Origin of the sequence: Sulfurovum indicum (genome assembly GCF_014931715.1) — a bacterium.
Lineage (GTDB): Bacteria > Campylobacterota > Campylobacteria > Campylobacterales > Sulfurovaceae > Sulfurovum > Sulfurovum indicum.
Map to the genome: position 1 here is coordinate 922,732 of NZ_CP063164.1, position 23,073 is coordinate 945,804.

24 protein-coding genes are annotated in these 23,073 nt (G+C 43.8%); 17 read left to right on the forward strand and 7 right to left on the reverse strand.

From position 1 onward, the window contains the following. Positions 1-33 precede the first annotated feature (33 nt). Together IMZ28_RS04655 and IMZ28_RS04660 are read right to left on the reverse strand one after the other, a co-directional pair. Positions 34-1,146, reverse strand: a complete 1,113-nt coding sequence (locus IMZ28_RS04655; RefSeq protein WP_197549585.1) for an efflux RND transporter periplasmic adaptor subunit — start codon at positions 1,144-1,146, stop codon at positions 34-36. Then, a complete protein-coding gene (locus IMZ28_RS04660) occupies positions 1,146-2,339 on the reverse strand; it encodes a TolC family protein (RefSeq protein WP_197549586.1) in 1,194 nt (397 codons plus the stop codon). The genes IMZ28_RS04655 and IMZ28_RS04660 overlap by 1 nt, the downstream gene beginning before the upstream one ends. Positions 2,340-2,673: 334 nt before the next feature. Between IMZ28_RS04660 and IMZ28_RS04665 the strand changes: the two genes are divergently transcribed. Genes IMZ28_RS04665 through IMZ28_RS04675 form a run of 3 tightly spaced genes read left to right on the forward strand, consistent with a single transcriptional unit; the run spans position 2,674 to position 4,786 of the window. After that, positions 2,674-3,129, forward strand: a complete 456-nt coding sequence (locus tag IMZ28_RS04665; RefSeq protein ID WP_197549587.1) for a DUF4395 domain-containing protein — start codon at positions 2,674-2,676, stop codon at positions 3,127-3,129. Continuing rightward, complete coding sequence (locus tag IMZ28_RS04670; protein ID WP_197549588.1) at positions 3,110-3,523, forward strand: RrF2 family transcriptional regulator; 414 nt, start codon at positions 3,110-3,112, stop codon at positions 3,521-3,523. Before IMZ28_RS04665 ends, IMZ28_RS04670 begins: the two co-directional genes overlap by 20 nt. A 9-nt stretch (positions 3,524-3,532) precedes the next feature. Further along, positions 3,533-4,786, forward strand: coding sequence for an aminotransferase class I/II-fold pyridoxal phosphate-dependent enzyme (locus IMZ28_RS04675; protein WP_197549589.1), 1,254 nt, complete (start codon positions 3,533-3,535; stop codon positions 4,784-4,786). A 138-nt stretch (positions 4,787-4,924) separates the two neighbouring features. Here the strand turns inward: IMZ28_RS04675 and sppA are convergent, their stop codons facing one another. Further along, positions 4,925-5,779: a signal peptide peptidase SppA gene (gene sppA / locus IMZ28_RS04680; protein ID WP_197549590.1), complete on the reverse strand. Its 855-nt coding sequence runs from the start codon at positions 5,777-5,779 to the stop codon at positions 4,925-4,927. Next, entirely contained in the window at positions 5,772-6,986 is a 1,215-nt protein-coding gene (gene mqnF / locus IMZ28_RS04685) for an aminofutalosine deaminase family hydrolase (RefSeq protein WP_197549591.1), read from the reverse strand. Before mqnF ends, sppA begins: the two co-directional genes overlap by 8 nt. A 66-nt stretch (positions 6,987-7,052) precedes the next feature. Here mqnF and aroQ point away from each other — a divergent pair, with 66 nt between their 5' ends. From aroQ to IMZ28_RS04720, 7 genes are all read left to right on the forward strand, one after another. After that, a complete protein-coding gene (gene aroQ, locus IMZ28_RS04690) occupies positions 7,053-7,538 on the forward strand; it encodes a type II 3-dehydroquinate dehydratase (RefSeq protein WP_197549592.1) in 486 nt (161 codons plus the stop codon). Between the two features lie 180 nt (positions 7,539-7,718). Next, a complete protein-coding gene (locus IMZ28_RS04695; protein ID WP_197549593.1) occupies positions 7,719-8,738 on the forward strand; it encodes a M24 family metallopeptidase in 1,020 nt (339 codons plus the stop codon). Between the two features lie 44 nt (positions 8,739-8,782). Continuing rightward, positions 8,783-9,277, forward strand: a complete 495-nt coding sequence (folK, locus tag IMZ28_RS04700; protein WP_197549594.1) for a 2-amino-4-hydroxy-6-hydroxymethyldihydropteridine diphosphokinase — start codon at positions 8,783-8,785, stop codon at positions 9,275-9,277. Continuing rightward, complete coding sequence (locus tag IMZ28_RS04705; RefSeq protein ID WP_197549595.1) at positions 9,277-10,365, forward strand: flagellar biosynthesis protein FlhF; 1,089 nt, start codon at positions 9,277-9,279, stop codon at positions 10,363-10,365. Before folK ends, IMZ28_RS04705 begins: the two co-directional genes overlap by 1 nt. Beyond that, entirely contained in the window at positions 10,355-10,831 is a 477-nt protein-coding gene (locus IMZ28_RS04710) for a hypothetical protein (RefSeq protein ID WP_197549596.1), read from the forward strand. The genes IMZ28_RS04705 and IMZ28_RS04710 overlap by 11 nt, the downstream gene beginning before the upstream one ends. Further along, complete coding sequence (gene mnmA / locus IMZ28_RS04715; protein ID WP_197549597.1) at positions 10,828-11,847, forward strand: tRNA 2-thiouridine(34) synthase MnmA; 1,020 nt, start codon at positions 10,828-10,830, stop codon at positions 11,845-11,847. Before IMZ28_RS04710 ends, mnmA begins: the two co-directional genes overlap by 4 nt. A 158-nt stretch (positions 11,848-12,005) precedes the next feature. Then, a complete protein-coding gene (locus IMZ28_RS04720; protein WP_197549598.1) occupies positions 12,006-12,419 on the forward strand; it encodes a thioredoxin fold domain-containing protein in 414 nt (137 codons plus the stop codon). 15 nt (positions 12,420-12,434) lie between these two features. Here IMZ28_RS04720 and IMZ28_RS04725 read toward each other — a convergent pair whose 3' ends face one another. After that, a complete protein-coding gene (locus tag IMZ28_RS04725) occupies positions 12,435-12,932 on the reverse strand; it encodes a DUF2062 domain-containing protein (RefSeq protein WP_197549599.1) in 498 nt (165 codons plus the stop codon). 119 nt (positions 12,933-13,051) lie between these two features. On the opposite strand from IMZ28_RS04725, the gene IMZ28_RS04730 reads away from it, so the two are divergent. The 5 genes from IMZ28_RS04730 (at position 13,052) to IMZ28_RS04750 (ending at position 18,628) form a co-directional block, all read left to right on the forward strand. Then, positions 13,052-13,987: a ribose-phosphate pyrophosphokinase gene (locus IMZ28_RS04730; protein WP_197549600.1), complete on the forward strand. Its 936-nt coding sequence runs from the start codon at positions 13,052-13,054 to the stop codon at positions 13,985-13,987. A gap of 143 nt (positions 13,988-14,130) precedes the next feature. Further along, positions 14,131-15,942 carry a translation elongation factor 4 gene (gene lepA / locus IMZ28_RS04735; protein WP_269472905.1) on the forward strand — a complete coding sequence of 604 codons (1,812 nt, stop codon included), beginning with the start codon at positions 14,131-14,133 and terminating at the stop codon, positions 15,940-15,942. A gap of 22 nt (positions 15,943-15,964) precedes the next feature. Then, the gene (locus IMZ28_RS04740) at positions 15,965-16,429 is read left to right on the forward strand and encodes a hypothetical protein (RefSeq protein ID WP_232087514.1); all 465 of its coding nucleotides are present in this window, start codon (positions 15,965-15,967) and stop codon (positions 16,427-16,429) included. Between the two features lie 164 nt (positions 16,430-16,593). After that, positions 16,594-17,772, forward strand: a complete 1,179-nt coding sequence (locus tag IMZ28_RS04745; RefSeq protein ID WP_197549601.1) for a L,D-transpeptidase family protein — start codon at positions 16,594-16,596, stop codon at positions 17,770-17,772. A gap of 31 nt (positions 17,773-17,803) precedes the next feature. Further along, positions 17,804-18,628: an SIR2 family NAD-dependent protein deacylase gene (locus tag IMZ28_RS04750; RefSeq protein ID WP_197549602.1), complete on the forward strand. Its 825-nt coding sequence runs from the start codon at positions 17,804-17,806 to the stop codon at positions 18,626-18,628. Positions 18,629-18,636: 8 nt separating this feature from the next. Here IMZ28_RS04750 and IMZ28_RS04755 read toward each other — a convergent pair whose 3' ends face one another. Next, positions 18,637-20,304, reverse strand: a complete 1,668-nt coding sequence (locus tag IMZ28_RS04755; RefSeq protein ID WP_332061166.1) for a phosphoethanolamine transferase — start codon at positions 20,302-20,304, stop codon at positions 18,637-18,639. Between the two features lie 38 nt (positions 20,305-20,342). On the opposite strand from IMZ28_RS04755, the gene IMZ28_RS04760 reads away from it, so the two are divergent. Then, complete coding sequence (locus IMZ28_RS04760; protein ID WP_197549603.1) at positions 20,343-20,924, forward strand: phosphoribosyltransferase; 582 nt, start codon at positions 20,343-20,345, stop codon at positions 20,922-20,924. 29 nt (positions 20,925-20,953) lie between these two features. Here the strand turns inward: IMZ28_RS04760 and IMZ28_RS04765 are convergent, their stop codons facing one another. After that, on the reverse strand, positions 20,954-22,069 hold the full coding sequence (locus IMZ28_RS04765; protein ID WP_232087515.1) for a M20 family metallopeptidase: 1,116 nt from the start codon (positions 22,067-22,069) through the stop codon (positions 20,954-20,956). A 92-nt stretch (positions 22,070-22,161) separates the two neighbouring features. On the opposite strand from IMZ28_RS04765, the gene IMZ28_RS04770 reads away from it, so the two are divergent. Then, on the forward strand, positions 22,162-23,073 hold the full coding sequence (locus tag IMZ28_RS04770; protein WP_197549604.1) for an ATP-grasp domain-containing protein: 912 nt from the start codon (positions 22,162-22,164) through the stop codon (positions 23,071-23,073).

A 23,073-nucleotide genomic window follows, 5' to 3' on the forward strand; every position in this document is an offset into this window, starting at 1 on the left:
CGTTGTCAAATAATATATCTGTGATACTGTACATCAGTATACTCCATTGATCTGTGCATCTGAATCCATCATGAAGAGTGCATTGTTGACCACTTCATCTCCCTCTTTTAATCCGTCAAGCACTTCAAAGTATTGGTTGTCCAAGGGTTTAAGCTCTACTTTTAGAGGCTCATATTCGCCTTTGAATTCCGTTGCAAGAAAGACATACCACTGGCCATTTTTCCGTATGACTGCTGTTCTGGGAATCAGCAGTCGGGCTTCTTCTTTGGAAGAGGCGTATGCAGTAGCATACATTCCCGGTTTCAGCAGTTCATTTCTGTTCTCTATAAGCAGCCTGAGAGTGGCTGTTGCCTCTTTTGGGTCCAGTCTGGGATAGAGCAGACTCTTTTCTGCTTTGAAGGTTGTGTCTATACCTTCGGTTCTTACGGTAAAGTGCATCAGGGTATTCAGTTTTTCCAATTCATTCGGATAGAGTTTCGCTTCCAGCCATACTGTGCCGGTATCCACGATCTCAAAGAGTCTGCTTCCTGATTTGAAAGAAGATCCTTCATTGATATTTTTCTCAAAGATCCAGCCTGAAGCAGGTGTGACCAGGTCAGTATATCTGTCGACACGCTTTGTCTCTTCGATCGCTTTGATCTCCTGCTCATTTACATTGAGAAGCTGAAGTTTGACCCTTGAACTTTTTACCATGGAAGGTGAGGGGCGTTTGGCATTAAAGTTGAGTGCATTGAGATAATCCTGTTTTGCTTTATAGACTTCAGGTGAATAGACCTTTGCAAGCACTTCTCCTTTTTTGACTTTTTGGTAATGGGTATTGGCATAGAGTTCGACAACGAAACCGGAGTACCATGCGGTAATGTCGAACACTTTACTCTCATCGGGAACGATATATCCGTAATTGACTTGTGACGGAGCTGTTACCTTTTTACTGATGCGGGTCGTTATGACATTGAAAAGCTGTTTTACGGTGACTTTTTGTGTGCGGAGTGTTTTTTCCTGTTTTGTTTTTTCCGGTGTTTTCGGCAGTATCTTCTTTGGTGTTTCCATCGCTGCACCGCATTTGCCCGCTTCACATTTCATTTCAGCATAGGCAGATGTTGCAGCAAGAAGTGCAATTAAAAGTATAGTAGTCGGTTTTTGCATTATATCTCTCCTGTGAGTGCTTTAAGTTTTGCTTTGGTTCTGAGGTATTCTGCCACAACTGCAATACTCTCTTCTTCCAGTGACAGTTTTTGCTCAAGTATATTGGTATAGGTGAAGAGATCGGCCCCCTTTTCAATGGCTGCAGAACTGAGCTCAAGCATATGCGAAAGCTGAGGAAGGCTTTTTTCCTGGATAATGAAGTAGATACGGGATGCCTCCTTGAGTCTGGCATAGTTGGATCTGATCTCACTTTCAAGAAGGGATCTGTAGTCAAGAAGATCGCTCCGGGCTGAGAGCCTCTCTTTCCGTGCGATCTCGGAATTGAGTGTTTCAGTGCCGTAAATCGGTACGGCAAAGCCTACAGTAACAGAAGCATAATCTTCAAAGTCATTACGATGGAAATAACCCATTTTGACATACGGATCAGGTGTTGCTTCAAGATCGACCAGTGCTTTGTTTGCTGCGGCAATCTTCTGTTTGGAATCTTTCATACGGTAGGTAGGGTTGTTTGACATTTTAGAGAGGTAATGCTTAAGAGACGGAAGTCGGCTAATATACAGTCTGTCGTCTATTTTTCCCACTTTGCTCTGAACAAGATAGGCAAGTTTCTCCTTCTGTGCTTTAAGCAAAGCACTGTAACGCTCCATTCTCACTTCGATCTTTGAGAGAGAAAGCTCAGCGGTGATACTTTCTGCATGGCTCATGGAATCCGTAGCGATCGTATCGGTATAGAGTTTTATGTTCTGTTTTGCCAGTTGAATGTATTTACGTAAAATATAGATACGTGCTTCGAGTTCTTTGACCGTATAGCTGGTTATCTTGATCTGAAGAGCAAGTGCCACCTTCGCAGCATCGTAAGAGTTAAGAAGCAGGTGTTTACGTGCTTCCTCCACGTCCTTTCGTGCCTTCAGCTTTCCGAACCAGGGGAACTTCTGGGTTACATTGAGTGCTTCATACTGCATAGGCTCCAAAGAGCGGTTGGAGAGATCACTGAACTGAATATTGTTGACAGTAAAGCTCAGGTCAGGATTTTGCCACTTCTGACTTTTAAGGATACGTTCATCCATTGCGGTTAAACGATGTTTGATCGTCTGTAAAGAGGGGTGTTTTTTGAGTGATTGTTCTACAAGCCGGCTGATACTTTGTGCCTGTACCAGATTTACAAGTAAAAGTATGGAGAGAATTGTGCGCATCTTTTTTTGCCTTGTTTTGTTTAATGGCTAATTGTACTTTGAATTTGTGCAATATGTGTGCATATATTCCTTAAAATATTTTTAACATTAAATTACAATGTAATAAAATCTATTGATTTACTTGACAATGATTTTGTTTTTAGTTAAACTACCATATGCATTTGCACAAAGCACTTGTAAAAACCCTAGATATTCACATGGACAAGGGCATTTGTTTTTTTTTAAGATTGTTGTAGTCTCCCCTTTATATTGTTGAATTTTAAACCGAAATCAAATGTTGTGGATCTCTGGGGTATTTAGAGGTGCTTTTAATTTCTAAACATAAAGGACGATTATGTCTCCGTCATGTCCTATTTCAACTAGACGTGTTGATACCAATCTTGTAAGAGTTGTCTCTTTTCAGGTACTTCTTTTTACACTGCTGTTCGCTGTTACACAAATAAAACTCTTTATTTTTATCATGCTTTTTGACTTTATCGTCAGGGCTTTGAGGCAAGAGAGCTACAGTCTGTTTGCCCAGACGGGAAAACTGATCCTGAAACAATGGAAAGCTGTTCCGAAATATTCCGATGAGGCCCCCAAGCGATTTGCACTCTATCTTGGTCTTGCAGTTACTTTAATGATTATTCTGTTCTCATTGCTGGGGTTTGCCAAAATGGCTACTGCCATAGCATTTATCCTGATGATCTGTGCATTTCTTGAAGTTTTATTCGATTTTTGTATAGGATGTAAGCTATACTATGCTTTACAACTATGCAAGGTAAGAATATATGATAGGAATTTCAACTAAGACCATTTATGCAGTAGCGGCACTTCATGAGCTGGGCACGATCCAGACAGGCGGAGTCTTGAAGATCAAAGAGATCGCTGCACGTGCATCCATCCCCCAGAGTTTTCTCGAGCAGATCCTTCTTGAACTCAAAAAACAGGGTGTACTTACGAGTGTCAAAGGGGCACACGGAGGTTATAAACTGGCCAAAGAGCTTAAAGATATCACACTCAGAGAGATCGTACTGATCTTGGAGACCGATGCCTTTTCAGATCTTTGTCGTACGAACAATGCTGTACTGAAACTATTTTGGGAAGATATCAAAAAAGGGGTTTCCGAGGTATTTGATGTACCACTTTCAGAGCTGAAGAACTACCAGATGAAAGCCAATAAAACGCTCAATTATTCTATCTAGGACAGAGATATGGAAAAAGATTTCAATTATTACAATACCCTGCTTGTACAAAGTGTGGGTTCGAAAGTAGGGCCTGTTGCACCGACAGTCGTACCTTCTGCTGCGTATGGTTATACCGATGCACAGGAGGCGGAAGGTATTTTTGCCGGGGAAATCAATAAACCGCTTTATGCCAGGGTAGGGAATCCGACGAACGGGAAACTTGAATCTATTGTGGCAAAAATGGAGGGTGGATTTGGTGCGATAGCGACAGCTTCGGGAATGGGGGCACTTGCCATGGTGACCACTGCACTGCTGAAAGCGGGTGATGAGGTACTGTGTATCGGAGGATTCTTCGGCGGTACCTATACTTTGATCAATGAGACACTTAGGCGTTTTGGTATAGAGAGCAGTTTCTGTGATGTCGATGACTTTACGCATATGGAGAAGAAACTGGCTGCAGGTGTAAAGATGGTTCTTATGGAGAGTGTGGGAAACCCAAGCCTCAGACTGCCGGATATGAAACGTATTGCAGATCTCTGTAACAGCTATGAGACCCTGTTGGTGGTAGACAATACCGTTACACCGCTTTTGGTACGCCCATTGGAGCTTGGTGCAGATATCGTTATACATTCAAGTACCAAGAACATGAGCGGTCACTCTGCTGCACTGGGCGGTATAGCTGTATTTAGAGCAGTCAAAGAGGAGGGTGACAAACTCCACAATGAGAAGTATAAAGATCTTCATCCCATCATTCGGAAGGCAGGGCATAAAGCATTTATTCCTATCTGTAAAAAACGTGCGATCCGTGATATGGGAATGACAGCCAATGCTTTTGGGTCATTTTTGACAATGCTTGGGCTTGAAACCCTTGCACTGCGTATAGAGCGCGTGAACAGGTCTGTAGCAAAAGTAGCTGAAATACTCGAAAAATCGTTGCCTGAAGGTATTGAGGTGAAGCACCCGTCACTGCCCCGAAGTGAAGATTATGCGCGTTATCAGCTTGATTTTCCCAATGGCTGCGGTCCTCTGCTGACACTGGACTGCGGTACGGCGGAACGGGCCTTTGCACTGCTCAATGCCCTGAATCTTGTCACACTTACAGCCAATATCGGCGATAACAGAACACTGGCACTGCATATGGAGAGTACGATCTACAGCGATTTTGATGCAGAGATACGTAGATTTCTTGGTGTAACGGAAGGCCTTATTCGTGTATCCATAGGTCTTGAAGATCCCGAAGAGATCGCGAAAGATTTTCTGCAGGCAAGTACCTATGTATAGTTGATGAGTACTCTTCTGCCGGATACAGACAAAGCATACAGGTATGTACTGCTTTTGTATTTAAAATCTGCTTTGAGTCCTTAAAATACTTCTTTGTTCTCCTGTTCCCGTGTTGTAAGCGGGAAGGAGTGGGAGTTGCTACAGCTCGGCTTTTAACCCGTAAAAGTAACTTTGTACTTTAAAGAGAGCCTGTGAGGAAAGCTCTTCTATAAATGACTCCAGTTTGTCTTTTTTCTTCCATACCGGTTTGGTAATATTTGTCTCTTTGAGAAGCGCATCTTTCGCATTGCTGATGATGCCTACTTCATCAATAAGTCCGACTTCTTTTGCTCTGTGTGCCAGAAAAATATGTGCATCGGCATAGGTTTTTGAATTGTTGATATCCAGGCCTCGGGCTTTGGCAACATCAGAGATGAAAAGATCGTAGGTATCTTTAGTAAGTCTCTCAAGTTCTGCACGCTCTTTGGGTGTCCACTCACGTGTCGGTGTACCCGCCTCTTTGTACTCTCCCTGCTTGACCAGCTGTGGTTTGATGCCTATCTTGTCCATCAGCTCTTTGATGTTGGCACTCTCCATGATGACACCTATGGAGCCGATGATGGCTCCGGGATTGGCGATGATCTTTGTTGCATAGATAGCGCTGTAGTAACTTCCGCTGGCCATGATGCCGGAAGCATAGGCAATAACCGGCTTTTTTTTCTGAAGTGCACGGATGGCATAGGAGATCTCTATGGAAGGCGGGACCGCACCGCCCGGAGAGTTGACATTAAGCAGGATACCTTTGATATTTTCATCTTTTTTTGCCTCATCGATCTCTTTGATTATCTTTTCTGCATCCATGATAGGCCCAAAGAGCTTTATCTCCTGGAGGTTTGCTTTCCTGAGAGGCTCGTGAGAGCTTGGCAGAAAGACGATCAGTACGATAAGCAGGAAGAGCATACCCATAAAGTGCTGACCGATCCATTTGATGATATCGCTGATCTTTTTAAACATACTTTTCTCCTTCGATATAGACACTCTCTGCCTCTTTGGTATGCAGAATGCTCCAAAGTGCGATCTCTTCGGGACGTTTTGGAAGTTCGGGCAGGGTTACGAGTACAAAATCTGCATCTTTTCCAACATGCAGGCTGCCGCAGTTGAGTCCCAGTGCTTTGGCTGCGTCCAAGGTGATGTTCCGAAGCAGTTGCAGGGCAAGTGTCTGGATATCGATGTTGTGATGGAACATCAGTGCAGCACGAAGTTCATCGAAGATATTGAGTGAATCGTTGGAACTGAGTCCGTCTGTTGCGAGCGAGAAGGGAAGCTGAAGTTTCTCGATAGCCAGTCTGCCGCATCCCAGGTAACGGTTTGATCTTGGACAGTGTGCAATAGAGTGGCCTTTTTCTGCCAGGTATGCCAGCTCTTTCTCTGTGGCCTGTACACAGTGTACGAAATGTGTAGGGTATGTGTCGAAAGCATGCATGAACTCCTCAATGGTCGTAACCGGGGTAGAGGTATTGAAGAACTTTTCAAAAAAAGCTTTGAACTCGCCTTCGCCCCTTTCCAGCCATTCCCGTTCAGCCTGTGATTCCAAAAAGTGTGCTGTAAGCGGCATTTGGTTCTGTTTAGCCAGTGCTACAGCTCTTTGCAAAATTACCGGATGCACTGAATAGGGTGAATGGATGGCAACAGCAGGGGTGATGCGGCTTTTTGCTGCACAGCTTTGGGAGGCTTTGACGCGCTCCTGGAAATCACTGTAGAGCATATCGGCATACTGGGCGTTGGAACCGATAAGTTCATTGAAAAACACGACGCGCTGGGGAGTCTCTTCGCAGACTTGAAGCTCTGTTCCGAAACTGGATATGGCACCAAAGGCAGTGATTCCGGAGCGCAGCATCTGCTCACACTCTTTTTGCATGGTCTCATTGTTACAATCCTTCATCAGGTCGTCACGATGTTCGATGACAGAGTCCAGCCATGGCATGAAAGAGCCATACTTGAGTGATGTTTTGTTTGCAGAAAACTCCAGGTGAACATGGGTGTTGATAAAACCGGGGTAGAGTACCGTATAGGGTTTGGCACGAATGAGTTCGGCCCCGGGGTACTGCTTCAGAAGTCTTTCCGGCAGATCGACAGCCTGAATATGTGTCTCGAAAGCTATGGCAAGATTTTCGATAAACCTGCCGTCGATGTAGAGATAATCGGCAATGATGATCTTCATGACATCTCCTTTTAATTCCTATTTGGATAAAATAATACCCAAAATATACATTAAGAAGGCAGTTAAATGAAAATAGTAGTAATTCAAGGTCCAAATTTGAATATGTTGGGAGTCCGGGAGCAAAATATCTACGGCCCGATGAAACTGGAAGATATTCATGCACAGATGAAAGCATTTGCAGAGCAGAACAAACTTGAGATCGAATTTTTCCAGAGCAACCTTGAAGGCGAGATCGTAGACCGTATCCAGGAGTGTATAGGAGATGCTGACGGTATTATCATCAACCCGGCAGCCTATACACATACTTCTATTGCGATCCGTGATGCACTGGCAGCAGTGAAGATCCCTACGATCGAAGTGCACTTGAGTAATATCCATGCGAGAGAAGAGTTCCGCCACAACTCTCTCACTGCACCTGTATGTGCAGGGCAGATAGTAGGTATGGGACCATTTGGATACCATTTGGCGATGGTAGGTATGACACAGATCCTGAATGAAGTCGCTGCGATGAAACAGGCACAGCAGCAGGCACAGAAAGCACAACAAAAATAGGTTTCATTCTATCTCGTTAATCCTGTTCCCGCATTAGAAAAGCGGGAACACACCTGAACTACCCAATACCTCCAATCTGTAAAATGGCTACTATGCATTCCAAGAAGGATCATGGCACCGGGTTTAGTGAGGTCAATCAAACTTTACTTTCAGATAGACAACTCTTATAAAGGCTTAATTATGAACTATATGCTCAAAGACGAAAATGCCATTTACTACGAATGTGGTTACAGTTGTGACAATGCACTCTACCTGCGTTTGGGGAAGGAGGCATTTTTCATTACGGACAGCCGCTACACTATTGATGCGCAAGAACATGTAAAGAGTGCCAAAGTGGTCATTGAGCGTGATCTGTATGCCAAAGCAGCGGAGATAATAAAAAAAGCAAAGGTCAAAAAGATCGTCTTCGACCCCAAAGAGTGGAGTGTTCACGGATTTGAACTTCTGCGTTCTCAGACAAAGGCAGAGTTCAGACCGGAGATGGATTTTTCACATAAAAAACGCATCATCAAGAGTGATGAAGAGCTAAAGATCCTGGGAAAAGCAGCCAGGCTCGGCAGCAAAGCTTTTAAAGCACTGGCAAAAACATTCAGGGAAGAGGGGTTTGGGAAAGATGAGTTCGCTTTGACCCATACTGCAAAAAGTGTGCTGGGCGGTTTTGGCAAGTATGATCTCAGTTTCGATCCTATTGTCGCTATCAATGCCAATGCAGCCAAACCGCATGCCACGCCAACGAAAAGGAGACTTAAGGAAGGTGATCTGCTGCTGGTGGATGCCGGGCTGAAGTACAAGCGTTACTGTTCTGACAGAACTCGTACGGTCTTTGCCGACAAAGGCTTTGCTTTTAAGACCAAACAGTCTTTTGGCAGGAAAAAGATTCAAAAAGTGTACGATACTGTACTGCGTGCCCATGACAATGCCATTGCCAATGCAAGAAGTGGTATGAAAGCCAAAGAGATCGATGCCCTGACACGTGATATCATTGAGAAAGCAGGCTTTGGCAAGTATTATGTACACTCGACCGGGCACGGAGTGGGGCTGGATATTCATGAGATGCCCTATATCTCTTCTAAGTCAGAGATGGTCATTGAGGACGGAATGGTATTTACCATTGAACCGGGTATCTATATACCGGGAGAGTTCGGTATACGTATCGAAGATATGGTAGCTATGGTGGATAGCAAAGCACAGGTGCTTTAAACCAGTGATAGTCGATAGAGAAGTAAAGTAGAGAAGGAAACTGTGTGGTAAAAAGAAAAAAACTGAATGATACGCTGACATTGATTTTTACCCCACATTTTCCCTATAATGCAAAAAGAAATTCACGAATGCGTTACAGAGCACTATTAGGCATCGGTGGGAATATCGGTGATGTTGTTCGCCGTTTTGAGCATCTGTTCGTCTATTTGCAGCACAGCAGGTCTGTGCATCTGTTGGAGACGGCACCAATTTTGAAGAATCCTCCGTTCGGTTTTACGGAACAGGAAGACTTTATGAACTCACTGCTTCTGATAGAGACCGATATGACACCAAGAGAGTTGTTGCATTATGTACTGCATGCGGAAAAAAGGTTTGGCAGAAAGCGTCTTTTTAAAGATGGCCCGCGAACATTGGATATCGATTTGATATTTTATGAAGATATAACGATGGAGAGCAGGGAACTGACACTCCCTCATCCGGGATGGATGAAACGGACCTCGGTTCTGGTCCCGCTTTCGATGATGAAAAAGGTAATATGATGATCAATGAAACATTTGTAGCCTCAACCCCCAAAGGAGCTTATGAGCAGGCAGTAGAGAAATACGGAAACATTGATCTTTCCATTGTTTCCGCAAGACAGCTGCGTTATGATGACGGTCATCTGCGTGCCGAAGTAGTTATTGCTGTACCGAAAGAGCTATTTATGGAGAGATCATTTGGTGAAGCAGTGACGAATACCAAGAGCTCTTCGGAAGAGGAGGCTTTAATGGATGAGATCGGTGAGCTCAAAGCACAGCTTGATGAGATGAAAGATGAGATCATCGGTGTTGCCCCGCATAACAGTGTGACTGAAGAGGTTAGGAAACTTTTTATCAAAAAGGGCATTGCGTCTGCATGGCTGGATAATATCCTAAGTACACTGGTCGGTACGCCGCTGATCGAAGATGCCTCGTTGCTGGTATCCTATCTGCTTGAAGAGATCGATGAGACTCTTCAGGTCAAAGAGGAAGAGCTGGATCATCCTAAAGTCATTATGCTTGTCGGTCCGACCGGGGTCGGGAAGACTACGACCATCGCTAAACTTGCAGCACGCTACGCTTATTTGCTGGAGCGTCCCTACAAAGTGGCACTGATCAATCTTGACAGTTATAAAGTCGGTGCCGTTGAGCAGCTGGCACACTATGCCGATATTATGCAGATCGAACATTTTGCCGTCTCTACACCGGAGGCTTTTCAGGAGAGGATTGAAGCACTGGAAGGATATGATATCATTCTTGTAGATACAGCGGGTATGTCGCCCTATGATACGCACAAATTCGTTAAAACTGTAGAGTTCGTCAAGTCTGAGACAAACAGAGAGCTGGAAGTACATATGGTGCTTGCGGCAACGGTCAAATATGAGGATATGGCTGATATTTATGAGAACTTCTCCTTCCTCAATCTTGATTCTGTGATCATCAGTAAGTTCGATGAAACAAAACATTTTGGTACTTTGTTGAACTTCATGCTGCTTTATAAACTTCCAATGAGCTATTTCTCTATCGGACAGGAAGTGCCCGATGACCTTTTGGTAGCCAGTAAAGAATATCTGCTGGAGCAGTTTATCGGGGATGTGCATGAGGGGTGATACCCAGGCAACACACCTTGAAAGGATGATGTGCACTCATCCGCTTTTTCAGAGCTATGAACTGACACTTTATCCTGTTGCGGTCAAACGAAGCAGTCTGAAAAAGATAGCGGAAGGAGACATTCTGCTTCTGGGTTTGGAGAGTATGGAGTTTCTTGTATGGCAGGAGAGCAGTATTGTAGCAACCGGCCGTTTGCTACACTGTGAAAGATCGATCGATATTGACAGCAGCGCTTTGCCGGTAAATATGACTGAGCTGCATGAGGACAAAAAATATGAAATAGTAAAATGCAGTTTCGGTCAGATCTACAGTAAGAAGCTCATCAAGCACAGGAAACTGGATGCTTCACCGTTGGACCTGACAAAGGTCACACTGAAAAGCGGCAGTAAAAATATCGCCCGTGGCAGGCTTGTCAATGTCAATGGTCGGATCTCTGTTGAAATCATAAAGGTAGAAAAAAAATGAAAAAGAAAGTTTTAATAGGAATGAGTGGCGGTGTAGACTCCACTGTCACCGCGGTATTGCTCCAAAAAGAAGGGTATGAAGTGGAGGGTGTCTATATGAAACTCCATAATAAACCTGGGTACCATGAAGAGAATTGGAAAAAAGTGCAGAGAGTGGCAGACTATCTTGGTATTAAAGTACATTTTTATGATCTTAGCAAAGAGTTCAACAATGAAGTATATACCTACTTTATCGAGAGCTACAAGGAGGGGTTGACACCAAACCCCTGTGTGATGTGCAACCGCACGATCAAGTTCGGTAAAATGGTAGAGTTCGCAGACAGTATAGGAGCCGAGCATATTGCTACAGGACACTATATTCAGTGTGACGGGGAGTTCATCTATGCAGCTGATGACCCGAACAAGGATCAGAGTTACTTCTTGTGTGAGGTACGAAAAGAGGTGCTTCCCCGCCTCATTTTCCCATTGGGAACCTGGGTGAAAGAGGATGTCAAAGCCTATGCTGCCAGGATAGAAGTACTTAAAGACTTTGCAACTCAGAAAGAGAGTTCAGAGATCTGTTTTGTAGAGAATACTTATGACGAAGTACTGGCAAGACATATGAACATTGATATTCCCGGTGAGACCGTTGATACAGAGGGCAATGTTGTTGGAACACACAAAGGCTATATGCATTACACCATCGGAAAGCGCAGAGGATTCTTCGTCAACGGTGCGCATGAGCCGCATTTTGTATTGGATATCAGACCGGAAACCAACCAGATCATCGTAGGAACACGTGAAAAGCTGGAAGTCAATGCCTTTAAAGTCAAGCAGATCAACCTCTTTGAAGATCTTACAGAGTTTGACTGCCAGGTGAAAGTACGCTATCGGACTCGGGCTGTTCCCTGTCATGTGAAGATCGAAGAGGGGAAAGCCTCTGTAGTATTGAGTGAACCGGTATTTGGACTGGCAAAAGGACAGGCGGCTGCTTTTTATGATGGGAAAAGACTGCTTGGAGGCGGATTGATCTGCTGAGAAAATCCCTACCGTTTTCTCTGAGCCTTATGGAAGAGGCTCTTATAATAGATGCCCCCCTGATTTTCTACATAACTCAAGAGAATAAAATATGATATAATATTTTTATGAAGATATTCTGACAGAGAGACTTTTTGTCCAAGAAGGAAGGGAATCCCATGAAAATAATTATAATGTTTTTGATGATACTCGGAAACCTGATGGCGGTCACTGCCGAGGATGCTGCATGGCTGCTTAATGCACAGACAGATCTGGACAAAGCATTTGAAAAGGCAAAAAAAGAGAAGAAAAAGGTGGTGCTTCTGGTGGTTGTAAAGGATGGTTGCAACTGGTGTGATCTCATGGTGCATGAAACGCTGACAGATCCCGATATACAAAGCCGGCTTGGAGAGGCAGTCACTGTAGTGGTAGATATTCACCGAGAACTTCCCGAAGCATTCAGGGCCGATCTTACTCCAACCATCTTTTTTATTGATGCAGAGAGACAGAAAAGTATCCTGAAAGAGGTCGGATATGTAAAAAAAGGGAGTTTTTTGATCGATATTGTTACAGCATTTGACAATATTGACTAGAGAAGATGTCCGGGTCTACTTATCACTCTCCTGCCTTTGTTTCCATTCCCGATGTGCGGAGCGCTTCCAGAGCCAGTTGAGAAGCAGGTAGATCAGATATGCGACCACTGTGGAGTAGAAGGCTGTTCCGACATAGAGCGGTACAACTATATCATCCCAATGGTCCTGGAACCACTGCATTGTCAGTTCAATACCATGCAGATTCTCTTTACCCATAAGGAAATTGCCTGTGACATACTCAAGGTACCACAGAGGAGGATAGGTAAATGGATTGGAGAGCCATACGGTAGCAAGACCTATAGGAACATTGAAGCGCATCAGCGGTGTTGTCAGCATGACCCCTGCCATTTGCATCGGCATTGGGATAAATCCCCAGAAAAGTCCAACCAGTACACCCTTCGTTACCATTTTCCGATTGATGTTAAAATAGGCGCGAGGCAAGTTGTATTTTTCCAGAAGATGGTCAAACTTATCTTTTTTAGTGGCAAGTTTTCTAAAAAATATTCGTATCATTTAAATCCAGCATTATCCAAATCGTTTACGGTAGTTTAGTATCAATGCCCTTTAAATCCCCTTTTTATCAACTTTTGTGTAAAATACGCGTAATAAATAACAATGAAGAAGGTAGCAATATGAGCGGATACATGATATTTTCCGGAACCTCCAACCCAGAGCTTGCAGAAGAGATAGCAACCTATTTAGAAATGCCCCTTTCCAAGGCAAATATCAACCGTTTCAGTGACGGGGAGATCTCTGTGCAGATCGCAGAGAGTGTACGTGGAAAAGATGTCTTTATTATTCAGCCGACCTCTGCACCGGCCAATGCGAACCTGATGGAACTTTTGATCATGACAGATGCACTCAAGCGCTCTTCTGCCAAATCGATCACTGCCGTGGTGCCTTACTACGGATATGCCAGACAGGACAGAAAGGCGGCACCAAGGGTACCTATCTCTGCGAAACTGGTAGCAAACCTTATGGAAACAGCAGGGATCACACGAATGGTGACTGTGGATCTCCATGCTTCACAGATCCAGGGATTTTTTGATATTCCGGTAGACAACCTTTATGGAGCCATCCTTTTTATGGACTATATCAAAGCGAAAAATTTTGACAATCCGGTTATAGCTTCACCGGATATCGGAGGGGTGGCGCGTGCACGTTACTTTGCGAACAAGCTGGGACTTGATATGGTGATCGTCGACAAACGTCGTGAGAAAGCGAACGAGTCTGAAGTGATGAACATCATCGGCAATGTAGACGGAAAAGATGTTATTCTCATTGACGATATGGTTGATACAGCAGGCACGATGGTCAAGGCAGCTGCCGCATTGAAAAAGCTTGGAGCGACTTCGGTCATGGCATGCTGTACCCATCCGGTCCTCTCCGGTCCTGCGTATGAGCGTATCGAAGAGGGAGAGCTTGACGAGTTGGTCGTTGCCAATACCATCCCTATGACCAAACCTTCAAAAAAGATAAAAATGCTCTCCACCGCTTCAATGCTCGGCGAGGTAATAAGACGTGTACACAACAATGAGAGTGTGAACTCCTTGTTTGAGACAAACTAACATTTAGATGAGGGTACCCAGAAGGGATACCCCTACGAAAATATTCATCTTGTTTTAGCCAGATGACCTAAATAATGCAAGTAATTTATATATAGGGACAGTCCCTTGTGGCTGCCAAGGTTGCCCGTATCAAAAGGAAAAACGTGTCAAAAAAAGTACCACAGAAGAATATTCGTAACTTCTCCATCATTGCCCACATAGATCATGGAAAGTCGACATTGGCAGACCGTATTATTCAGGAGTGTGGGGCGGTAAGTGATCGTCAGATGTCTTCGCAGGTTATGGATACGATGGATATTGAAAAGGAACGTGGTATCACCATAAAGGCGCAGTCTGTACGTCTGGACTATATCAAAGACGGAGAACACTACATTCTTAACCTTATTGATACTCCGGGTCATGTTGATTTTTCTTATGAGGTAAGCCGTTCTCTTGCTTCGTGTGAAGGTGCACTGCTCATTGTTGATGCTGCACAGGGAGTAGAGGCGCAGACTATTGCCAATGTCTATATTGCCATAGAGAATGACCTGGAACTTATCCCGGTGGTCAACAAGATAGATCTGCCTGCAGCTGACCCTGACAGAGTACTCTCGGAACTGGAGGAGGCTATTGGTATCGATGCGACCGAACACGCTTTGGTCTCGGCCAAAACAGGACAGGGGGTCAAAGAGCTTATTGATATGATCGTTGAGAAGATTCCTGCGCCTGAAGGTGATGAAAGTGCACCTACCAAAGCACTCATTTATGATTCATGGTTTGACAACTACCTTGGCGCTTTGGCACTCGTACGTGTCTTTGAAGGAAAGATAGAGAAGGGCCAGAAGATCAAGATCATGGGAACAAAAGAGGAGCATCAGGTACTTGATATGATGTATCCAAATCCCATCAAACCTATCAAGACAAACGAGATCGCTACCGGTGAAGTAGGGATCGTAGTTACAGGGCTTAAAACGGTTGAAGCACTTCAGGTAGGTGATACGATCACTGATGCGAAGGAATCTACTTCTGAAGCCATTGGCGGCTTTGAGCCGGCAAAACCGTTCGTTTTTGCCGGTATTTACCCCATTGAGACAGACAAGTTCGAAGATCTCCGCGATGCACTGAATAAACTCAAGCTCAATGACTCTTCACTCAGTTTTGAGCCGGAGAGTTCTGCTGCACTCGGAAGCGGATTCAGGACCGGTTTTCTCGGTATGCTGCATATGGAAGTGGTCAAAGAACGTCTGGAGAGAGAGTTCAACCTGGAACTCATCGCAACAGCACCGACGGTTGTCTATAAAGTAAAGAAGACTGACGGTGAGGAGATTGAGATACAAAACCCCTCCGAGCTTCCTGAACCGCAAAAGATCGATACGATCTATGAACCATATGTCAAAGCAACCATTTTGACACCGCAGGAGTATGTAGGCAACCTCATAAAACTTCTCAATGACCGCCGTGGTATCCAGGTGAAGATGGATTACCTGAACGAAACACGTGTCCTGATGGAGTATGATATTCCTATGAATGAGATCGTGATGGATTTTTACGACAAGCTCAAGTCCGTTACCAAAGGGTATGCGAGTTTTGATTATGAGCCTGTCGGTTTCAGAGCGGGTGATCTTGTCAAGCTTGATATCCGTGTGGCCGGAGAAGTAGTAGACTCACTGTCGATCATTGTACCGCAGGACAAGGCACGTACCAGAGGTCTGGCATTTGTCAATCAGCTGAAAGAGCTTATTCCCAGACAGCTTTTTGAAGTGGCGATCCAGGCAAGTATCGGTAACAATATTATTGCACGCTCCAATGTCAAATCGATGGGGAAAAATGTTACGGCCAAGTGTTACGGTGGTGATATTACCCGTAAACGGAAACTCCTTGAGAAGCAGAAGGCCGGTAAGAAACGTATGAAAGCCATTGGTAAAGTACAGGTACCGCAGGAAGCCTTTATGGCTGTGCTTAAACTAGACAGCTAGTCATAAGAAGAAGGTAAACAGAATGATGTGGGAATGGATAACCAGGTGGGCGTTTCACATTCATCTTATTATGGCGATCTCATGGATCGGCGGTTCAGTCTTTATGTTCGTACTTGGGATCACCCTGCGAGACAAAAAAGCACAAAAAGAAGTCTACCCGCATGTTGGACCGATTTTCGGATGGTTTGAAGTGGTTGCTCTGGTACTTCTTCTGGCAACCGGTTTCATTATGGGAATCAACTATCATCTCTTTGAGATTCTCTTGAATCCAAACGGAAGTGAGATCTCCGATGCGCTCCTTAACAAAGTGGTACTTGTCTCCATCCTGACCATTGCTACAGTGGTCCACTTTGTGATTGCCTATAAAACCAACGGCAGAGAGCGTACCCCTGTTCAACAGTTCCTCTCCCGCGGTTCGAGCATGCTTATCTTTTTTCTGAACCTCTTTGTCATGCATTATGCAATAGTCCTGAGAAATATCCTTTGACTTTTCCCCAATAGTATCAGCAATATATAAAAAATAATACAGAACTGCTATATGCTGATATATCTGAAGAGAGATCTATTTTAAACAGAACGTTTTAACATAATCAGATTGTGTTATAATTCTTCAATGCACCTCACTTTTAGACAAAGAAATGAAGAGATAAGATGAAGAAAAAATTGATTTGGCTGTGTATCCATACGCTTCTTTTCTCAGCAGTGCCTGACAGCAGGCTTTTGGATTATCAGCAACGATACAGTCTTTGTCACGGCAGAACGGATTATCAGATAGCCGAATGTCTGATCAACGGTGGACTTAACTTTACCAGATTCAGAGGTGACAGGAATATCTACAGACATGTCAGTAAAAAGAAGATAAAAGAGGCAGTTGAACAGGGCAATGCTTATGCATTTACGATGCTGCAGATGCCAAGGAGAGAAAGCTATACCAGACTTTTGGACTATCTTGACTATCTCTACTCCATTAAAGACCTCTATACGCCGCCGAGATTTGCAGGAGATGAGAGGGAGGATATTATAAGAATAAAAAGAGTCTTCAATCTGCTGCAGGCTGCAAGGCTGGAAGAGACACCGGAACCTACACCGGAATTTAAAGCCGCTTTGCTGGAGTATCAGAGAAGACACGGCTTGTCTGCAGATGGGAAGATCGGTCCACGGACAAAAAGAGCACTTCGATACTCCCTGGAGATGCTTATTGAAAAGGTCAAAAAAAACCTTACACTTGAACGTATAACCCGGGAAAAAGAAGATACCTTTATTGTGGTGAATATTCCCGAGTACAAGATGTACTATTATGAGAATGGTGTACCTGTACTTCATATGAAGACAGTGGTAGGAAAACCCAGAATGAGAACACCACTCTTTCAGAGGAATATGAAGTTCATTGTTGAGAACCCGAGATGGAATGTACCGCCGTCTATTTATAAAAATGAGTATGCAGACAAGTCCGAAAGCGAGTTACGAAAACTGGGACTGGTTTACAACAGTGACGGAAAACTCTATCAGCCGCCCGGCAGGAAAAATGCTCTTGGACTTGTAAAGTTCCTGTTTCCGAACAGATTTAATGTCTACATGCATGATACGCCTGCAAAATCGTTGTTTAACAAAAACAGACGTGCTTTTTCTCACGGATGTATACGGTTGGAAAAACCGTTTGCACTCCTGGATCAGTTAGGGTACGCCTACTATCCGGGGAAGACAAGGTGGATCACTCTTAAAGAAGAGATCCCTGTCTATATCGAGTATCATACGGTCTGGGTGGACGATGAGGGTATTGTTCAGTTCAGGCCCGATATCTATGGATATGAGAAAAAGTTTTTCAAATGAGTTTTACTACTCATTGGAGGAGTAATAACGCATGAACCTTTCAGAACACCTATCTAAAGCCAAACAGATTTTAGCAGAGGCAGACGCTCTTTTTATCACAGCGGGAGCAGGAATGGGGGTAGACAGCGGTTTGCCGGATTTTCGTGGAGCAGAAGGCTTTTGGAGAGCCTATCCGAAAGTGAGAGAGTTGGGATTGCGGTTTGAAGAGATGGCAAATCCGGAGTGGTTTGAAAAAGATCCACGGCTGGCATGGGCATTTTATGGACATAGACTTCATCTGTATCGTGATACTGAACCTCATGAAGGCTTTAAGAAGCTTTTAGATTTATCTGGTGCTAAAAAATACGGAGCATTTATATTCACATCAAATGTCGATGGTCAGTTCCAAAAAGCAGGCTTTAGAGAGGATCAGGTGATGGAGTGTCATGGTTCTATACATCATCTGCAATGTACCGATAACTGTCAGGGAAAGCTATGGAGCAGTGAAGATACTTCCATAGAGATAAGTGAGGATTTTCAGGCCAAAGAACCGCTGCCTGTCTCTCCTTGCTGTGGTGCAATAGCACGGCCGAATATATTGATGTTCGGTGATTTTTCATGGGAATACTCGCGAACTGATGCACAAAGAAACAGACTAAGTGCCTGGATAGAGAAACTAGAATCTGAAAATGTGAAACCGGCAATAGTTGAGATAGGGGCTGGTACTGCTGTACCGACTGTACGTAACAGCTCTGAACAGATCGCCAAACGTTTCGGTGTTCCGCTCATACGCATTAATCCCCGTGAGAGTTTCGGGGCAGAAGTACAGCTTCCCCTGGGCGCGCTTGAGGCACTACAGCAGATTACTGCAGAGTGATCGTTGTCCTATTCTTTTTTCAACGATACCCAGTGATGATTGAAGATATCCCTTTTTTGGTTATAGACCTCTGTTTTGACATTGAAGAGTCCCAGGAGTGAATCAAAAAGATAGTCCTGGGAATATTTTTTCTCTTTGTTCTGTTCTATTGTTTTAACATCGATCTCTTTTTTTATTTTTTCTCCGAACCACATGAGCGAACCGATATGTATTTGGGCATCAGGAGCCATAAAGTAAGGCAGACCGTGAAGATAGATACCGTTTTCACCCAGGCTTTCACCATGGTCGCTCATGTAGATCATTGCTGTTTTTCGTGATCTATCATACTTCTTTAAAAAATCAATGACCTGTGATAAAAAATAATCGGTGTATAAAATAGCATTGTCATAGGCATTGGATATCTCTTCTTTGGTGCACTCCTCCAACTGGTTCGTTTTACAGACCGGAGTAAACTTCTCAAACTCTTTGGGGTACCTTTTATAATAGGCCGGACCGTGATTTCCCATTTGGTGCAGTATAATGAGGATATCTTTGTCTTTGTTCTCTTCTATATATTTGTCAAGCCCTACAAGCATTCCGATATCCCGGCATTCTCCATCGCTGCAAACAGTATTTTTCTCCGGAGTTCTGTAGTTCTCGTAAGGTACTCTCAAAGCAACACCTTTGGAGTCAGAATTGTTGTCTCTCCATAGAATTGAGACAGCCTTTGTATGATTCAGTACATCCAGGACATTTTCATTGCAGATACCTTTTTTATAGTTATAACTGCTTCTGTCAAAAATAGAGAACATACAGGGTACGGCTTCGGCAGTGGAAGTACCGGATGAGTACATATTTGAAAAGTTTATGATATCTTCTTTTTCAAGAAGCGGATTTGTTTTTTTCTCATAACCGTTCAATGAAAAGTGGTCGGCTCTTGCCGCTTCACCTACGACCATGATCACCAGTTTTTTATGTCTCTTATCGGTGTCTGCTACTTTTGCATCTGTTCCCAAAGCTTTGACAACGATCGGCCCGTTATTAACGGTTTTGTTGATATAGTTGCCTATGGAGTATATCCAGTATGTAGGATTGGTAGAGAATCTTAGGGGTTTGTGTTCTCTGAAAAATGAAGTATAGTGTTTGCTGAATATAAGTATACAGCCTATTATGACAACAAGAGAAATGAGTATTGTTTTGGTTTTTGCCAGGAGTTCCTTTTTAAGACTTCTGTATCGTACCGGTGTTTTATAGACAAGATAAGAGGGAAGTACACCAAGAAAGAAAAAATATAAAACCTGTTTAAGTGTCAGCAGGTCCATGGACTCATTAAGATCTGTCTGCAGTGTATTTCTTATCATACTGTCATCTATGATGATGTGATAACTGTTCATAAAATAGTTGGTCAGTGATGAGACAAGAAGGATAAAGATCAGAACAGGTTTCGTTGTCCATTTTGCGCTGACAAGTGTCACCAGAAGTATGATCAGGGCTGTGAGGACAAAGACCAAAGAGATAAGAAAACTAATATTGTTAAACTGTAGAGGATAGATCTCAAGTGTATTTTTAAAAAATGAATAATTGTCAAATAGAACCAGAAATATAGCTGTAATGACGATAAGTTGTATTTGGGTTAACGGTTTTATCTTCTCTCCTTTTTTTATTTCAGGGCATATGTTTGGCCGGGAGTATACCAAAAAATGGTTAATAAGCTTAAAGTACGTATAATTGTGTTATGCGATGTTTTTCCTGTTCGAAACCAAGCTTCAATGTGATTTGCAAAACCTGTAAAAGTGAGCTGTTCGTTCCTGCAGTGAGGACAAGAAAAACAGGTACGCTTGATGTTATCTCTTTTTACAGGTATAGCAGCCTTGAGCCTCTCCTTCATACCAAGCACCGGCCTGAAGGGTATCGGGTCTATAAAGCGTTGGGGAAAATGCTCTTTCGTCCTTTTATGCAGGAGTATGTTGAACATGATGAAGGGGATGTCTACATCGTGGGTATCGATGAAAATATACAAAGTGGCTACTCCCATGTTGCACAGCTTACGCACAGTATGAAGATGAAGTCTGTCCATGTGCAGCCGGCTTCCCTGATGGCACGTAACCGTGTGAACTATTCCGGTAGACCGCTGCAGTTCAGACTTGATAATCCAAGAGATTTTGTTTACAGAGGGAAAAAAGGAGTGGACGTTATACTTGTAGATGATATCATCACCACCGGTATTACCCTTCAGGAGGCACAAAAGGTGTTGATGGAACACGATGTCAATGTACTCTTTGCCTTGACTTTGGCAGATGTGGAAGAGCCTTTGTAGGGTACCTGTTCACTGATTCCGGATCCAAGCTAAAACCTCCCCTCCATAAACCTTTCAAATATCTCTGTTACCAACTCAATTCTATCAGTAAAACTTTTTTTGGAAGCTCTTTCATGAATGGTGTGGTCGCCGTCTCCGTAAGGCCCCCAGCCGTCAAGTGTGGGTACGCCTTGTGAGGCGATGATATTGGCATCGCTTACACCGCCGCGTTTTTCCGTAGGGAGGGTGATGTTACAGAGTTGGTTGATCTTTTCTATGAAAGCTACCTGTTCGGGAGTAGGCTGCATGACATCTCTCTGGATGCCTCCACTGAGTTTGGATTCTGTGCCCTTCACATAGGAAGTATTAACGATATCATCGACAGCAGCGAGTACACGGTCTCGCTCGTCGGTACTTGTGTAACGTAGTTCAAAAGTGAGTCTGGCTTTGGGAGAGATGGTGTTGGCACCGATGCCGCCTTCTATTTTTCCCACATTGACAGTAGTGCCTTTCTCAAGGTTGGTCAGGGCAACGAGTTTTTGGAGTTTATGTGCCGCTTCAAGGTTGGCATCTGCTCCTTTGTCATAATGATTTCCCGCATGGGCTGCTATGCCTTCAATATCGATGAAGAAAGTCCCCACCCCTTTACGACCGATGACCACTTCATCATGTACTCCGGCTGCTTCAAAGACCATGCAGTAGTCGTACTCTTCTGCAAGTTTTGCCGAAAGGTGTTTGCTGTCGTCGCTGCCTGTCTCTTCGTCACTGACGAGCAGAAAATCGATGTTGTGGATGGCTCCAAACTTTTTGTGAACATTTCGCAGTGCCTGAAGTGCAACGTAGTTGCCGCCTTTCATGTCGCAGACTCCCGGTCCGTAGATCCACGCTTTATCCTCGCTGAAAGATTCAAAGGTATCCGGTGGGAAGACAGTGTCAAGATGTCCAAGCAGCAGAAGTTTTTTCCCCTCTTTTTCAGGAGCGGTCAGGTGCAGGTGATCGCCGATCTTCTCTCTGGGATAGCGGGTGAGAGTATAGCCGATCTCTTCAAGCCAATAGGCAAATATCTCACCGTTCCTGTCTACGCCCTCTTTGTTCTTTGTCCAGGAATTGATCTCAATGATCTGCTTCAACTCATCAAAACTCTGACTGCCCATCATCTCTCCCATTCTGTAATAGATTTGTTATCATTTTACTGAAGATATTTTAATAAAATATAGTAAAATAAGAGATTAAACTTTAATAATGGAGGATGGATCGAATGGGTAGAACGGTCGGAATGTGGCTCTACAGTAACGGTGGCGGTGACAGAATACAGAAAAAGATGGTCAAAAGGCTGAAAGAGCGTGATATCGACGTGATAACAGATATCAACCTGCGTCATGCCATAGCAAAGAAAGGGCATATCTATCATGGAAAAACAAAGGTAGATCAGCTTGATCTTTTCTTTTCATACAATGCAGGAGAGCAGACACAGTACCAGGTCTTTTTATATCAGGCGCTCAACCGTGTTATTCCGATGATAAACTCCTATGATGCATTCGCTTTGACAGAGGACAAGTTCCAGACTTCATTTCTTTTGCAGCAGCATGGTATCGCAACACCGGAGTTTCAGCTTTGCCATCGAGATGACTCCAAGCAGTTGGAACGTATCATGAAAAAATGGAGCAAAATGGTCTATAAACCTACTGACGGATGGGGTGGAGTAGGTTTGACAAAGATAGAGAACGAGGAAACACTCAATATGCTTCTTCCCTTTCTTAACCAGATGGACCTTCGTTTCTTCTATGTAGAGAAATTTGTCAAGTATGACAATACTGATTTCCGTGTAGATATTGTAGATGGGCAGTTTGTTGGGTGTTACGGACGAAAAGCCGGTAAAAGAGACTGGCGTACCAATGTGACCAGCGGTGGTTCGGTCTTTTTGCGTGAGCCCAATGATGAAGTCGTCGAACTTGCTCTCAAGGCGGCAAAAGTGTGCGGTACGGATATTGCAGGGGTCGATATTATTTATGATCTGGAAAAAGAAGAGTATGTGGTGCTAGAGGTCAACGGAATTCCGGCATTTGCAACACCGGAGCAGGAGAAGATGGGACTTGACTTCAACAACAGAAAGATAGATCTGATCGTGGATCTTATAGACAGAAAAACAGCTAAAAAGAAAAACAAATAA